This window comes from Sphingomonas mollis, from assembly GCF_016427505.1.
GTDB classification, from domain to species: domain Bacteria; phylum Pseudomonadota; class Alphaproteobacteria; order Sphingomonadales; family Sphingomonadaceae; genus Sphingomonas; species Sphingomonas mollis.
The window spans coordinates 331,919-346,511 of sequence record NZ_JAELXS010000003.1; the positions used below are offsets into that span (position 1 = coordinate 331,919).

General features: G+C 66.9%; 12 protein-coding genes. 5 read left to right on the forward strand and 7 right to left on the reverse strand.

All coding sequences use genetic code 11. The features are described 5' to 3' along the window. Position 1: 1 nt before the first annotated feature. The 5 genes from pstA to JAO74_RS07405 are packed head-to-tail and all read right to left on the reverse strand — an operon-like array spanning position 2 to position 5,665. On the reverse strand, positions 2-1,300 hold the full coding sequence (gene pstA / locus JAO74_RS07385; protein WP_199036576.1) for a phosphate ABC transporter permease PstA: 1,299 nt from the start codon (positions 1,298-1,300) through the stop codon (positions 2-4). Next, positions 1,293-2,666 carry a phosphate ABC transporter permease subunit PstC gene (pstC, locus tag JAO74_RS07390; RefSeq protein WP_199036578.1) on the reverse strand — a complete coding sequence of 458 codons (1,374 nt, stop codon included), beginning with the start codon at positions 2,664-2,666 and terminating at the stop codon, positions 1,293-1,295. The genes pstA and pstC overlap by 8 nt, the downstream gene beginning before the upstream one ends. Further along, on the reverse strand, positions 2,663-3,706 hold the full coding sequence (locus tag JAO74_RS07395; RefSeq protein ID WP_199036580.1) for a substrate-binding domain-containing protein: 1,044 nt from the start codon (positions 3,704-3,706) through the stop codon (positions 2,663-2,665). The genes pstC and JAO74_RS07395 overlap by 4 nt, the downstream gene beginning before the upstream one ends. 59 nt (positions 3,707-3,765) lie before the next feature. Then, on the reverse strand, positions 3,766-4,980 hold the full coding sequence (locus JAO74_RS07400; protein WP_199036582.1) for an ATP-binding protein: 1,215 nt from the start codon (positions 4,978-4,980) through the stop codon (positions 3,766-3,768). Between the two features lie 4 nt (positions 4,981-4,984). Continuing rightward, positions 4,985-5,665 (reverse strand): HAD-IA family hydrolase, encoded by a 681-nt coding sequence (locus tag JAO74_RS07405; protein ID WP_199036584.1) that lies wholly within the window; start codon positions 5,663-5,665, stop codon positions 4,985-4,987. Between the two features lie 62 nt (positions 5,666-5,727). Here JAO74_RS07405 and glmU point away from each other — a divergent pair, with 62 nt between their 5' ends. Together glmU and JAO74_RS07415 are read left to right on the forward strand one after the other, a co-directional pair. Beyond that, positions 5,728-7,092, forward strand: coding sequence for a bifunctional UDP-N-acetylglucosamine diphosphorylase/glucosamine-1-phosphate N-acetyltransferase GlmU (gene glmU, locus JAO74_RS07410; RefSeq protein WP_199036585.1), 1,365 nt, complete (start codon positions 5,728-5,730; stop codon positions 7,090-7,092). A 63-nt stretch (positions 7,093-7,155) separates the two neighbouring features. Further along, complete coding sequence (locus JAO74_RS07415; RefSeq protein WP_199036586.1) at positions 7,156-8,073, forward strand: ROK family protein; 918 nt, start codon at positions 7,156-7,158, stop codon at positions 8,071-8,073. A gap of 9 nt (positions 8,074-8,082) precedes the next feature. Here the strand turns inward: JAO74_RS07415 and dinB are convergent, their stop codons facing one another. Continuing rightward, complete coding sequence (dinB, locus tag JAO74_RS07420; RefSeq protein WP_199036587.1) at positions 8,083-9,165, reverse strand: DNA polymerase IV; 1,083 nt, start codon at positions 9,163-9,165, stop codon at positions 8,083-8,085. A 107-nt stretch (positions 9,166-9,272) separates the two neighbouring features. Here dinB and JAO74_RS07425 point away from each other — a divergent pair, with 107 nt between their 5' ends. From JAO74_RS07425 to JAO74_RS07435, 3 genes are all read left to right on the forward strand, one after another. Beyond that, a complete protein-coding gene (locus tag JAO74_RS07425; protein WP_199036588.1) occupies positions 9,273-10,703 on the forward strand; it encodes a phospholipase D-like domain-containing protein in 1,431 nt (476 codons plus the stop codon). Positions 10,704-10,766: 63 nt separating this feature from the next. Continuing rightward, a complete protein-coding gene (locus JAO74_RS07430; RefSeq protein WP_199036764.1) occupies positions 10,767-11,876 on the forward strand; it encodes a DUF47 family protein in 1,110 nt (369 codons plus the stop codon). Between the two features lie 10 nt (positions 11,877-11,886). Continuing rightward, positions 11,887-12,894, forward strand: a complete 1,008-nt coding sequence (locus JAO74_RS07435) for an inorganic phosphate transporter (RefSeq protein ID WP_199036590.1) — start codon at positions 11,887-11,889, stop codon at positions 12,892-12,894. A gap of 3 nt (positions 12,895-12,897) precedes the next feature. On the opposite strand, the gene JAO74_RS07440 is transcribed toward JAO74_RS07435, so the two are convergent. Then, positions 12,898-14,442 (reverse strand): O-antigen ligase family protein, encoded by a 1,545-nt coding sequence (locus JAO74_RS07440; protein WP_199036592.1) that lies wholly within the window; start codon positions 14,440-14,442, stop codon positions 12,898-12,900. Positions 14,443-14,593 lie beyond the last annotated feature (151 nt).

Consider the following 14,593-nt stretch of genomic DNA (forward strand, 5'->3'; position numbering starts at 1 on the left):
CTCACCAGCGGGTCTCGAATCGGTTGCGGAGGTAGATGGCCAGCCCGTTCATCGCGAGCAGGAAGACGAGGAGCACGATGATCGCCGCCGACGTCTTTTCGACGAAGCCGCGATCGACCTGATCCGACCAGAGGAAGATCTGGACGGGCAATGCCGTGGCCGGGCTGCCGAGGCCGGAGGGCGGCGCGGCGATGAACGCGCGCATGCCGATCATCAGCAGCGGTGCCGTCTCGCCCAGCGCGCGGGCCATGCCGATGATCGTGCCGGTCAGGATGCCGGGCAGGGCCAGCGGCAGGACGTGGTGGAACACGACCTGCACCGGCGATGCGCCGACCCCGAGCGCGGCATCGCGGATCGACGGCGGCACCGCCTTGATCGCGTTGCGACCGGCGATGACGATGACCGGCATCGTCATCAGCGCCAGCGTCAGCCCGCCGACGATCGGCGCCGATCGCGGCATCCCGAAACTGCCGAGGAAGACGGCGAGGCCGAGCAGGCCGAAGATGATCGAGGGCACGGCCGCGAGGTTGTTGATCGATACCTCGATCAGGTCGGTCCAGCGGTTCTTCGGTGCATATTCTTCCAGATACAGCGCCGACAGGACGCCGATCGGGAAGGCGAGGCCGAGCGTGACGAGCATCGTCAGCAACGATCCCTTGAACGCGCCCCAGATGCCGACCCGCGTGGGGTCGGTCGCGTCCGCGCCGGCGAGGAAACCGGTGTTGAAGCCGCGTGACAGGACGCCGCGTTGCTTCAGGGAAGCGATCGTCGCTTCCGCTTCGGGGGTGCCGTTACCCTTGTCGGCGACGTCGAGCGCGCTGGAGGTGGGCAGATCGAATTGCGCGGTGCGGGACAGCAGGGCGGGATCGGCCTTGATCGCGTTGCGGACGCGGACCCACGCGCCATCGGACAGGATGTTCGCGTCGCCGAACGCGCGCACCGCCGCGGCATCGACCGCGCTTTCGAGGCCGGCGCCGGCCAGCGCCAGATCGGCACCGCGCCCGTCGAGCTGCCTTGCCGTCACCGGCAATTTGGCGGCGGCGAAATCGATCGGCAGCGAAACGCGCGTCTCGGTGAAGCCGCCCAAGCCCTGCATCAGCATGGTGACGAGCAGGAAGGCGAGGAACCCCGCCGACATGACGACCGCCGACAGCCCCATCAGGCGGAAGCGCCGTTCCGCGCGATAGCGGCGGCGGATACGGCCCTGCATCGACGTGGTGGTCCAGTCGGTCGGCACGCGCGGCGCATCGTCGTGCGCGATCCCCATGTCGGGCAACTGGGCGACGAGCGTGTTACTCATATGCTTCCCGGTAGCGTTTGACGACGCGCAGCGCGACGATGTTGAGGAGCAGCGTGACGACGAAGAGCGTCAGGCCGAGCGCGAAGGCGGCGAGCGTCTTGGGGCTGTCGAACTCCGCCTCGCCGGTCAGCAGATCGACGATCTGGCGGGTGACGGTGGTGGTCGAGGCGAAGGGGTTGGCGGTGAGCGTCGCGACGCCGCTGGCGGCCATGACGACGATCATCGTCTCACCGATGGCGCGGCTGATCGCCAGCAACACGCCACCGACGACGCCGGGGAGAGCGGCGGGGAGCAGCACCTTGCGGATGGTCTCCGACGAGGTGGCGCCCATCGCCAGACTGCCGTCGCGCATTGCGCTGGGCACGGCGGCGAGGCTGTCGTCGGCCATCGACGAGACGAACGGGATAATCATCACGCCCATCACCGCGCCGGCCGCGAGTGCGCTTTCCGACGAGGCCCAGCTGATCCCGATCGACACCGCGAAATCGCGAACCGCCGGCGCCACCGTCAGCGCGGCGAAATAGCCGTAGACGACGGTGGGCACGCCCGCGAGCACCTCGAGGATCGGCTTCATCCAGCGGCGGGTGCGGGGAGCGGCATATTGCGTCAGGTAGATCGCGCTCATCAACCCGAACGGGATGGCGACCGCCATCGCGATGACCGCACCGATGAAGAACGTACCCCAGAACAGCGGCACCGCGCCCAGCGACGCGCCGGGATCGCGCGGGTCGATCACCTGCGGGCTCCAGTGCGTGCCGAACAGGAAATCGGTGATCGGCACGACGCTGAAGAACCGAGCTGCCTCGTACACCAGCGAGGCGACGATGCCGATCGTGGTCAGGATCGCGATCAGCGACGCGGCCAGCAGCGCGCCCATCACGATGCGTTCGATCCGGGTGCGCGCAGCAAAGCCGGGACGGATGCGGGTGAAGGCATAGGCGCCACCGGCAAAGGCGAGCAGCAGCGCCAGCGCGGTGGCGATCCAGTCATACCGGCTCTGCGCGGCGGCATAGGCGGGGGCGAGCAGGCGCGAGGTTTCGTTGAACGCGCCGAAGGCGCGGCCGGCACCCAGCTCGCGCGCCTCCGACAAGATCGAGGCGCGGTCGAAACCGGGCGGGGGCAGTTGCGTGGCAGCGGGGTTCGTCAGCACCGCATCCGTCACCATGGCAGGCGACACCGCCGCCCAGATAACGAGGAAGACGAGTGGCGGGATCACTGTCCACAGGGCGACGTACCAGCCATGATGCGTCGGCAGCGAACTGAACCGCTGCGCGCCGGTACGGAAGCCGGCGGCGCGGGTGCGCGCGGTGAGCCAGCCGATCAGCGCCAGTCCGGCGACGACGAGGGAAAGCGTGATGGCGCTCATTTCAGGCTCGCCGGATCGAGCGGTGTTTCGTTCGCGATGACCTGTGCCGCGCGGGCGCGCACATCGTCCGGTGCGGCGATCAGGCCGCGGCGGATCAGCGGACCGTCCGGCCCCCATGCCTTCGCGTACAGCATCAGAAAATCACGCAAGCCGGGGATCGCATTCAGATGCGCTTTCTTCACGTAGAGATAGAGTGGGCGCGACCCCGGATATCGCCCATCGGCGATCGCGGCATAGGTGGGGGCGACACCGCTGATCGGGACGCCGTTCACCGCGTTGCTGTTCTCTTCGAGATAGCTGTATCCGAACACGCCGATCGCGTTGGGGTTCGATTGCAGTTTCTGGACGATCAGATTGTCGTTCTCGCCGGCATCGACATAGGCGCCGTCTTCGCGAACGCGGGTGCAGAGCGCCTTGTGGCCATCGGGATTAGATTTGGCCATCGGCTTGGCGGCGGGGTTCGATGCCTCGCAACCCTTGGTCAGGATCAGTTCGGCCAGCGCGTCGCGCGTGCCGCTGGTCGCGGGCGGACCGTATACCTGGATAGGAATGGCGGGGAGGGCGGGGTTCACGTCGCGCCACGTGCTGCGCTGGTTGGGCTTGCCGTTCGGTGCGGAGGCCAGCGCCAGATAGAGGTCGGCGGGCGTCAGCTGCATCTTCGGGCCGTTCTTCGCCTCGGCAAAGGCGATGCCGTCGATGCCGACCTGGATTTCCAGCACGTCGCGCGCGCCGTTGGCGGCGCAATCCTTGTACTCGCTGGCCTTCATCCGGCGCGAGGCGTCCTCGATATCCGGATGCGCGGCCCCGATGCCGGCGCAGAACAGCTTCATGCCGGCACCCGTACCGGTCGATTCGATCACCGGCGCCTTGGCATCGGGATCGCTGGCGACGAACTGTTCGGCGACCATCGTGGTGAAGGGATAGACGGTGGACGATCCGACCGCGGTGATCTGGTCGCGCGCGCCCGCGCCGCCGCCATTGGCCTGGTCCTGGCACGCGGCCAGCGGCAGCAACAGGCCGATGATAAGCTGGCGGCGCATGAACATTCCCATGAGGAGTGGCCCTGCCACCCGTGCGAGCCGCCTATGTGACGCTGCGGTTACGCTTTCATGACAGTGGAGCCGGGCACCGATCCGGAGGGGGGTGGCGGCAGTGTCACCGTGACCGTCGTGCCCACGCCGACGCGGCTGGCGATGTCGAGCCGGCCGCGATGCCGCTCCGCCACATGCTTCACGATCGCGAGGCCGAGGCCGGTGCCGCCCAGCGAGCGGCTGCGCCCCGGATCGGCGCGATAGAATCGTTCGGTCAGGCGGGGCAGATGTTCGGGCGCGATGCCGTCGCCCTGATCGGTGACGATGATCGCCACGCCGGCCGGCACGCGATCGATCCGGGCGATGACGGGGGTGGCCGCGCGGCCATATTTCATCGCGTTGCCCAGCAGGTTGTGGAACAGCTGCGACAATTGCGCACGGTCGCCCGCGATCGTGCCGATTCCTTCGGCGACGACGCATTCCACATCGGCGGCGCGGGGGCTGCCTGACGAGCGCAGCTCTGCGCAAACCTCGCCCAACAGGACGCCGAGATCGATCGGCTGGTCGGGCAGGCGGTATTTGTCCGCCTCGATCCGCGACAGCGACAACAAATCCTCGACCAGCCGCTGCATCCGCCGCGCCTCGTCCATCATGATCTTCAGGAATCGTTTGCGAATGGCCGGTTCATCGCCGGCTTCCTCACCCAGCGTCTCGATATAGCCGAGGATCGAGGCGAGCGGCGTGCGCAGTTCGTGGCTGGCATTGGCGACGAAATCGACGCGCATCCGCTCCGCGGCGGCATATTCGGTGCGGTCGATCAGATCGACGACGGCAAGGTCGTCGGACACGGCGGCGACGCGCATCTCCCAGCGCCGGTCGCGCGCGCCGATGCCGACGAGTTCGACCGGCTGGCCACCCGGTGCGGCGAGCGCGGCGGCGGCGGCGGGGTGGCGGATCGCGACGCGCGCATCCTCGCCGATGATATGCGTGCCCAGCAACGTCCGCGCGGCGCGGTTGGCCAGCGTTACCCGGCCCGCGGATACGAGCAGGACGGGATCGGCGACGGCGTCCAGTACCTGACCCAGCGGTGATTCCTCCGGCTCGGCGACCGGCGTCGTCGGTGTGTCGTCTTCACGACCACGGGCGAGCAGGACGGCGGCGATGCCACCGACCAGCGCGACCATCGCCGGTTCCCATTGCCGCCCGATCAGGAACACCGCGACGGCGGCGACCATGACGATCGCCAGCGCGGGCAGGGTGTGGCGAGCCGATGTTCCGGTCATCGGCTTAGCGAGCGCCGCCCAGTCGGCGCAACGTCGGCACCAACCGGTCGAACCCGTCGATCACCGCGTCGGCGCCCAGATCGGCGACGGGGCGATCGAGGAAGCCGAAACTGCATGCGACCACCGGCACATTCGCGGCTTTCGCGGCCTTCACGTCGTAGATCGAATCGCCGACGAACGCGGCGCGGCCGCCGCCGCAGCGATCGATCATCGCATAGATCGGCGCGGGCGATGGCTTGCCGTTGCCCGGCCCCATGGTGTCGCCGCCGATCAGGCAGGCGAAGCGATCCTTGAGACCGAGCGAATCGAGGATGTGGGCGGCGTATCGTTCCAGCTTGTTGGTGACGACGGCCAGCGTCACCCCCTGCGCGGCCAGCGTGTCGAGCGCGGCGAGGGCGTGGGGATAGGGCGCGGTTTCCACGATCATATGCGCCTCGTAATAATCGAGCAGGCGGTGGTGGAGTATGTCGAGTTCGTCATCGGTGCAGCCGCCGGTGCGGGCCATGCCCTGCGCCAGCATATGTCGTGCGCCGCCGCCGATCATCGTGCGGATGTCGTCGACCGGTAGCGTCGGTCGCCCCGCGCTTTCCAGGGCGTGATTGACCGCGGCGGCGAGATCGCCGCTGGTATCGAGCAGCGTGCCATCCATATCGAATCCGACGATGGCGAAGGGAAAATCGGTCATGCGGCGGGGCGTGCCAGCCAGCCTATGGCATTGGCAAGGCTTTCGTGGCACCCGCCCGCGTCATGACCGATGCAACGACCCGTCCGCTTGCCGCCATCGTCCTCGCCGCGGGCAAGGGCACGCGGATGAAGTCCGACACGCACAAGGTGCTGCACCCGATCGCGGGGCGACCGATGCTGCTGCATCTGCTCGCTGCCGTGGGTGAACTGGCGCCAGAGCGCGTGGTGGTGGTGACAGGCGCCGGCCGCGAGCAGGTGGAAGCGGCGGTCGCGCCGTTGGGCATCGCCACGGCGCTGCAGGCCGACCAACTGGGCACGGGCCATGCGGTGCGGCAGGCGGAGGCGGCGCTGGCCGGCTTCGCGGGCGATGTGCTGGTCCTCTATGGCGACGTGCCGCTGGTGACGGCGGCGACGATGCGGCGAATGCTCGACCGGTTGCGTGGCGGCGATGCGCCGGCGGCGGTGGTGCTGGGCTTTCGCCCCGCCGATCCGGGTGCCTATGGCCGGGTGATCGCCGATGCCGACGGGCGCATCGACCGGATGGTCGAATACAAGGACGCGACCGAGGCCGAGCGGGCGGAGACGCTGTGCAATTCGGGGCTGATGGCGGCGCGAGCGGAGGATTTGTGGGCGCTGCTGGCGCGGGTCGGCAACGACAATGCGGCAGGCGAATATTACCTGCCCGACATCGTGATGCTGGCGAGTGCTGACGGCCGCGGATCGGCGGTGATCGAGACGGGCGCGGATGAGGTGGCGGGCGTCAACAGCCGTGGCGAACTGGCGGCGGTAGAGGCCGGCTGGCAGGCGCGCCGCCGGGTCGAGGCGATGCGTGACGGCGTGACGCTGGTCGCGCCGGATACGGTTTGGTTCGCGCATGATACGGTACTGGGCCGCGATGTGACGGTCGAGCCGAACGTCGTGTTCGGTCCCGGCGTGCGAGTGTCGGACGGGGCCGTCATTCACGCGTTCAGCCATCTGGAGGGCGCGACCGTGGGCGAGGGGGCGGAGGTCGGCCCCTATGCGCGATTGCGGCCGGGGGCGGTGATGGGGGCGCATGCCAAGGTCGGCAACTTCGTCGAGATGAAGAAGGCGGTGCTGGGCGAGGGCGCGAAGGCGAGCCACCTGACCTATCTGGGCGATGCGGATGTCGGGCCGGGCGTGAACATCGGCGCCGGCACCATCACCTGCAATTACGACGGATATCTGAAATATCGCACGACGATCGGCGCGGGTGCGTTCATCGGCTCCAATTCCGCGCTGGTGGCGCCGGTATCGATCGGCGCCGGGGCGATCGTCGGCGCGGGATCGGTCATCACCGGCGATGTCGAGGCGGATGCGCTGGCGCTGGCGCGCGGGCGGCAGGAGAGCCGGCCCGGCTGGGCGGCACGGTTCCGCACAATGATGAAGGCGAAAAAGGCGGCTCGATAAGGGCGGGGCTTTCGCTCGCAATCGATTTCACCCATAATCGTGTCAGTAATTCGGGAGAGTGATATGGGCGAGGCACCACTGGTCGCCGGCGTGGAACTGGGCGGCACCAAGTGCATCTGCATTCTGGCGCGCGGCCCTGACGATATCGAGGATCGCGTCCAGCTGCCGACGACGCGGCCGGAAGAGACGCTGAGCGCGATCGAAGCGGTGCTGGACCGGTGGTCGGGCTTTTCGGCCCTTGGCATTGCCAGCTTCGGGCCGGTTTCGATCGACCATGCCAGCCCGCTCTACGGGCATATCACTTCGACCCCGAAGCCGGGCTGGGCGGGACAGGACGTGGCGGCACGATTGAAGCGCCATGCCGGCGTCCCGACCGGTTTCCACACAGATGTCGTCGGCGCGGCACTGGCCGAGGCGCGGTGGGGCGCGGCGAAGGGGCTGGCAGATATCGCCTATGCGACGGTCGGCACCGGCATCGGCGTCGGCCTGATCGCCGGTGGCAAGCCGGTCGATGGATTGACGCATTCCGAGCTTGGCCATCTTCGTCCGGTACGGGTGCTAGGCGACGATTGGGTCGGCAACTGCCCCTATCATGGCGCGTGTCTGGAGGGGCTGGCCGCCGGCCCGGCGATCGCGGCGCGGACAGGTATTCCGGGCGACCAACTGGCCGCCGACGATCCCGCCTGGGACCTGATCGCGCATGCGCTGGGCCAGTTGCTCCATTCACTGGTGCTGACCGGTGTGCCGCGGCGGATCGTGATGGGTGGCGGCGTCATGGTCGGCACCGATCATCTGTTTCCGCGCGTCCGTGCGGCGATGGCGAAGAGTCTGGCCGGCTATGTCGCGCTGCCGGAAGTCGGTGATCCCGAGACCTATGTCGTGCCGCCGGCGCTGGGTGGCAACGCCGGCCCGCTGGGGGCGATCGTGCTGGGCGCGCAGGCTTTGGGTGTGCAGTTGCAGACGTCGTTCACGACGAACTGACGGGCGATATCATAGCGGTAGCAGGGGCTGGCGGTCGGGAACGATCGCCGCCTCGTCGACGAGTGCCGACAGTGTCAGCCCAAGCAGGCGGACGCCGCCCGGCACCGGCAACTGCGCTGACAGCAGATCATGACCGATGCCCAGAAACTCGGTGCGATCGGTCACCGGTCGCATCAGTGAGCGGGCGCGGGTGATCGTGGTGAAATCCGCGCGACGCAGTTTCAGCGTCACCGTTCGGCCCAGCGCGGAGGCGCGATCGATCCGCGTCCAGGCGGCGTCGGCGACGACGACCAGCGCGTCGCGGAGCGCGGTGGGGTCGCTCAGGTCCTGTTCGAAAGTGCGCTCGGCGCCGATCGACTTGGCGGCCCGGTGCGCGCGGACCGGGCGATCATCCTGCCCCCGTGCGGCGCCGTATAGATAGGCGGCATGACTGCCGAAATGCCGTTGCAGGAACGCCAGCGACCGTTCGGCCAGATCGGCCCCGCTCAGGATGCCCAGCGCCTCCATTCGCCGCGCGGTAACGGGGCCGACGCCGTGGAAGCGTTTCACGGGCAGGCCGGCGACGAAGGCCGGGCCATGGCGCGGCGGGATGACGCAGAGGCCATCGGGTTTGTTCTGGTCCGACGCCAGTTTGGCGATGAACTTGTTGTAGCTGACCCCGGCCGATGCGGTGAGGCCGGTGTCGGCGTGGATGCGGGCGCGGATCGCTTCGGCGATGGCGCGGGCGGAGCCGAGGCGGTGGCGATCCTCCGACACGTCCAGATACGCCTCGTCCAGCGACAGCGGTTCGATCAGGTCGGTATAGTCGGCGAAGATCGTGCGAATCTGGCCGGAGACGGTGCGATACACGTCGAAACGTGGCGGTACGAAGATCAGATCGGGACAGGCGCGGGCGGCGCTGGACGAGGGCATCGCCGACCGGACGCCGAAGGCGCGCGCCTCGTAACTGGCCGCCGCCACGACGCCGCGCGCCCGCGATCCGCCGACCGCCACGGGCCGCCCGCGCAGGGCCGGATCGTCGCGCTGTTCGACGGAAGCGTAGAAGGCGTCCATATCGACATGGATGATCTTGCGGAGAACCTGCTCGGTCATGGTGACCCCGAGATAAGGGGTGAAGGGACCCGGTGCGAGCTTTCGGCGTTTGCCAGCGGGTGGTGCCTTCGTCATGAGGGGCGCGAACAAGGGGGCAAGAGCCGATAATGACACCGGGCAAGGATTGCTGGCGCATCGAACGCGCCGACCGCATGTCGGTGATCGTCGATGCCGATGCCTATTTCCGGATCGCCCGACAGGCGATGTTACAGGCGAAGAAGCGCATCCTGCTGATCGGATGGGATTTCGACGCGCGCATCGTGCTGGATCACAGCGTGAAGGGGCCGACCCGGTCGCTGGGCGCATTCGTGTACGATCTGGTCGAACGCAATCCCGATCTGGAGGTGTTCCTGCTGCGCTGGGACCTGGGCGCAATCAAGTCGCTGGGGCGCGGGGGGACATTCTTCACCGTGCTGAAATGGATGGCGCATCCGCGTATCCACACCAAGCTGGACGGGCATCATCCGACCGGCGCATCGCATCATCAGAAGATCGTCATCATCGACGATTGCCTCGCCTTCTGCGGTGGTATCGACATGACTGGCGATCGCTGGGACACGCGCGAGCATCTCGACGAGCAACCGTTGCGCAAGCATTCGTGGGGCCAGTCGTACAAACCGTGGCACGATGCGATCAGCGCGGTGCAGGGGCCGGTCGCGGCAACGCTGGGCGTATTGTTCCGCGAACGCTGGCGGGCGGCGGGGGGCAAGGAACTGCTGCCCGAACCGGATGCGGTCGGTGGTTGCTGGCCGGAGGGGCTGACGGTCGATTTCACCGACATCGATGTCGGCATCGCGCGGACCTTTCCCGAAATGCCCGATCAGGTGCCGGTGCATGAGAGCGAGGCATTGTTCCTGACGCAGATCGCGGCGGCCGAGCGGCATCTGTATATCGAAAGCCAGTATTTCGCCTCGCGCCGGATCGCCGAGGCGGTCGCGCGACGACTGGACGAGGTGGACGGGCCGGAGATCGTCATCATCAACCCCGTCACCGCGCAGGGGTGGCTGGAGCCGTTGGCGATGGATACCGCGCGCGGCCGGTTGATGGAGGCGCTGCGCCGGCGCGACAAGCATCGGCGGCTGCGGATGTACCATCCTTACACGAAGGGCGGCACGCCGATCTATTGCCATGCCAAGATACTGATCGCCGATGATCGCATCTTCCGGCTGGGATCGAGCAATATGAACAACCGGTCGCTGCGGCTTGATACCGAATGCGATCTGGCGATCGTGGCGGGCAGCGAGGGTGAGCGGGCGTGCGTGACGGCAATCCGTGACGGTCTGATCGCCGAGCATCTGGGCTTGGAGCGGGCGCAGGTGGCCGAGGCGATCGAGTCGTCGGGATCGATGATCGAGACGATCGAGCGGCTGCGCGGATCGGGCAAGACGCTGCGTCCGTTCGAGGAACCCGATCTGAGCGCAGTCGAGGAATGGCTGGCGGATAACGAGGTTCTCGATCCCGAAGGGCCGGAAGAAATGTTTGAGGCGCTGTCGAAGCGTGGTCTGTTCCGTCGGTTCGGCCTGAAACGAAAGTCGTGACGGCCACGGGGCTGCGTTCGCCGTTGCCAAGTCGCCCGGCGCGGCCCACGTTGGTCAGCGATGCTGCATCAGATCGGCGCCCTGCCCTATAGAATGACGGCCGATGGCGCGATCGAGGTGATGCTCATCACCTCGCGCGACACGGGTCGCTGGGTGGTGCCCAAAGGACATCCGATCGTCGGACTGGCCCCGCACGACGCCGCCGCGCAGGAAGCGTGGGAAGAGGCGGGCGTGCGCGGTTATCCCTGTGCCGCCACGCTGGGCAATTTTCGGTATATCAAGCGCCGCCGCCGCGGGGCGATCGAGGCGACGGTGGCGGTCTATCCCTTGGCGGCGGTGCGGCAGGACGCCGATTGGCCCGAGCGGGGGCAGCGCCGAACGCGCTGGTTCACCTTGTCCGACGCTGCCGCGGCGGTGGATGAGCCGGAATTACAGGCGTTGATTGCTGGCTTTCGGACGCCACCTGCGCCATCGACGCTCGCTGAACGAATGCTCCCGGTGATCCGCACCGGGATAAGGAGGCGATTTCCGATGCTTGGCTGGTTCCAGTCGTTGATGCCCAAGCAGGGGCGATTCTTCGAGCAGTTCGAGGCGCATGCCGCGACGCTGGTCGCCGGTGCCGATGCGCTGGCGAAATTGCTGCATGGCGAGGGGGCGATCGCCGAACAGGTCGCCGCGATCGTCGCGCACGAGCACGAGGCGGACGACATCACCCGCGACGTCCTGCAGGACGTCCGCCGGGTATTCGTGACGCCGTTCGACCGCAGTGCGATCATTGAGCTGATCGGTGTGATGGACGATGCGATCGACCAGATGAACCAGACGGCGAATTCGATCACGCTGTACGGCGTCACCGATTTCTATCCGGCGATGCGCGACATGGCCGGCATCATCGTCGAGGCGGCGCGCATCACGGCGGAGGCGATCCCGCTGCTGCGATCGGTGAATCGCAACGGCGACCGGCTGAACGAACTGACCGCGCGGATGATCCGGATCGAGGGTCAGGCAGACGATATCCACGATCAGGGTATCCGGTCGCTGTTCCTGGCGCATCAGGACAATCCGATGCAGTTCGTCGTCGGCCGCGAAATCTACAGCCATCTGGAACGGATCGTCGACCGGTTCGAGGATGTCGCGAATGAAATCCAGGGTCTTGTGATCGACCACGCCTGAGAGGCCCGACATGATTTCGCTTCCCCTGCTGATCGGACTGATCGGTATCGCGCTGCTGTTCGATTTCCTGAACGGCCTGCACGACGCCGCCAATTCCATCGCCACCGTCGTATCGACCCGCGTGCTGAAGCCCGAATGGGCGGTGGCGTGGGCGGCGTTCTTCAACTTCATCGCCTTTGCGGTCTTCGGCCTCCATGTCGCGCAGACGGTGGGCAAGGGGATCATTCAGGCCGATGTGATCGACGCGGCGGTGATCTTCGGCGCGCTGATGGGGGCGATCAGCTGGAACGTCATCACCTGGGTGCTGGGTATCCCGTCGTCGTCGAGCCACGCGCTGATCGGTGGATTGCTGGGGGCGGGCGTAGCCAAGGCCGGATCGGTGGCGATCGTGTGGGGCGGCGTCATCAATACGGTGGTCGCGATCTTCGCGTCGCCCGCGATCGGGTTGCTGCTGGCGCTGATGCTGGTGCTGGCGGTGGCGTGGACCAGCCTGAAGCTGACGCCGATCGGCGTCGACAAGCGGTTCCGCAAGCTGCAGCTGATCTCGGCCGCGCTCTATTCGCTGGGGCATGGCGGCAATGATGCACAGAAGACGATGGGGATCATCGCGGTGCTGCTCTACAGCCAGGGCTATATGGGCGGTGGCGAGTTCACCGTGCCGTTCTGGGTGGTGCTGAGCTGTCAGGCGGCGATGGCGCTGGGGACGCTGTCGGGTGGCTGGCGGATCGTCCACACCATGGGGTCGAAGATCACGCGGCTGACGCCGGCGCAGGGGTTCTGCGCCGAAACAGGCGGCGCGATCACGTTGTTCGCGGCGACGCTGTGGGGCATCCCCGTATCGTCGACGCACACGATCACCGGCGCGATCGTCGGTGTCGGCGCGGCCCGGCGGTTGTCGGCAGTCCGCTGGAACGTCGCATCCAACATCGTCATCGCGTGGTTCGTGACGCTGCCCGCCGCCGGCCTGATCGGCGCCGGCGTCTATTATGCGACGCGGGCGATCGGCGGCGCGTTCTAAGGGTTATCCCGTCATCGCGGGAACGGGATCGACCTGTGGAGTAGCATCGTTCGCACCGAGGTTCTTCGCTCGGCGTGACGGCTTCTTCTGGGTCATCAGATTGGCCGGCCGCATCTTCGAGAGCGCCGCCGCCATGCCCAGCATCACGCCCAGACCCATGGTCGATCGACCGACCAGCGACGTGAAGGCCAGCATGACCGCGATCGATCCCAACAACGCGGCGATCACCGACAGCTGGCGAGTGTCGTAGCGTCGCAGCATCTTGGCCCGTTTCCACAACACGGCGATGGGAACCAGCAGGCCACTGCCGAACGCCGTCACGCCGATCAGGCCGGATACCAGCAGTACGTAAAGATAGGTGTTGACGAAATCGACGATACCCTCGCCCTGCTTCATGTCGGCGAGGCTTGTCATGACGGTGCCGATGTCGGTGCCGATCAGCAGGTTATGTTGCGCCTCCTCGATCCCGCGCGTCCAAAGATCCTGTCGGTAATCGCGCTTCACGACTCCGGTGGTGTCGAGGCCGAGGGTCTGTGCGACCTGTGGAATGGTGAGCGCCGCGCCATAGACCAGGCCGCCGAACAAGGCGGCGACGACGACGCCCTTCAGCATCTTCGATACTTGGCCCGTGCCGACCTGATAGACCAGATAGGCGACGATCAAGCCCAGCCATGCGCCGCGCGATTGTGGTGCGTACATGCCCAGCAGCAAGACGGCGCACATCCCCCAGAACTTGATCTTGGACCGGAACATCCAGCTGCTCGTCATGGCGATGAACGTGCCGATCGACAGCCAATAGGCGAACGAGGTCGGCTCCGGGAACGGCCCCGGCGAGCGCAACAGGCCGCCGCGCATCTTGACCGAGGCGCCGCTGCCCAGCGTGATGCCGTAATGGTTGTAGATCACGCGATACAGCGGCCAGGTCGTCCATGCCTCGTAGATCGCCAGTGTCGACAGGGCGGTCGTGGCGGCCACCATGCCGATGAAAATGCGTCGGACATCGTCGCCGGTCCGGATCGACCGCCGCACCGCGTAAAAAGGCAGGACGAAGGTGCAGAGCTGTTCGACGAGTACGCGCAGCATGTTCGTCGGCGTCGTCGCGCGGATGCCGGAGAGGACATAGACGGAGAAGATGGCGAGCAGACAGACGCCCGGTACGGTCCAGCTGCGCTGACCGCCACCGCCGCCCTTGATCGTCGCCATCAAAGCGGCGCCGGCGGTGACGCTCATGATGTTGTCGATCGCCATCAACCAGGTGCCGCCGATCGTCAGGGGCATGCCGACACCCGGCAGGATCAGAAACGAGAAGACATAGATCGGCGCGATCTCGGTCCGCTTGCGGGCGAACAGCGGGACCGTGAGGAACGCCAGCAGGTTGCAGATCAGCGGCGTGGGACTGAAGAACGAGACGAGGATGCAATAGGCCAGCACCATCATCAGCTTGTTGCGGAATTCGCGCGCGATCGATTTATTCGCGCAGGCGAAAAACAGGAACAGCCCCGCCATCGAGGCAAAACCCAGGAACAAGGCTGCTTTGATCAGATACAACAGGTGCGTCCTAGAAAGTTCTGACGAAACGGCCGCCGCGGCGACGCTTGACCGCGCATCGCGCTACAGCAAACCGGCCCGCAGGTCATGCATCGATCGTCATCATGCGCCCGGTGGGTTAAGATCGCCTTGCCCGGTCGTCGCGGCAACG

Bases quoted from the DNA above. Each gene is read 5' to 3' on its own strand.
- dinB (WP_199036587.1), bottom strand. From the start codon at position 9,165: ATGACCGAGCAGGTTCTCCGCAAGATCATCCATGTCGATATGGACGCC.
- JAO74_RS07405 (WP_199036584.1), bottom strand. From the start codon at position 5,665: ATGACCGATTTTCCCTTCGCCATCGTCGGATTCGATATGGATGGCACG.
- JAO74_RS07425 (WP_199036588.1), top strand. From the start codon at position 9,273: ATGACACCGGGCAAGGATTGCTGGCGCATCGAACGCGCCGACCGCATG.
- pstA (WP_199036576.1), bottom strand. From the start codon at position 1,300: ATGAGTAACACGCTCGTCGCCCAGTTGCCCGACATGGGGATCGCGCAC.
- glmU (WP_199036585.1), top strand. From the start codon at position 5,728: ATGACCGATGCAACGACCCGTCCGCTTGCCGCCATCGTCCTCGCCGCG.
- JAO74_RS07395 (WP_199036580.1), bottom strand. From the start codon at position 3,706: ATGCGCCGCCAGCTTATCATCGGCCTGTTGCTGCCGCTGGCCGCGTGC.
- JAO74_RS07435 (WP_199036590.1), top strand. From the start codon at position 11,887: ATGATTTCGCTTCCCCTGCTGATCGGACTGATCGGTATCGCGCTGCTG.
- pstC (WP_199036578.1), bottom strand. From the start codon at position 2,666: ATGAGCGCCATCACGCTTTCCCTCGTCGTCGCCGGACTGGCGCTGATC.
- JAO74_RS07415 (WP_199036586.1), top strand. From the start codon at position 7,156: ATGGGCGAGGCACCACTGGTCGCCGGCGTGGAACTGGGCGGCACCAAG.
- JAO74_RS07400 (WP_199036582.1), bottom strand. From the start codon at position 4,980: ATGACCGGAACATCGGCTCGCCACACCCTGCCCGCGCTGGCGATCGTC.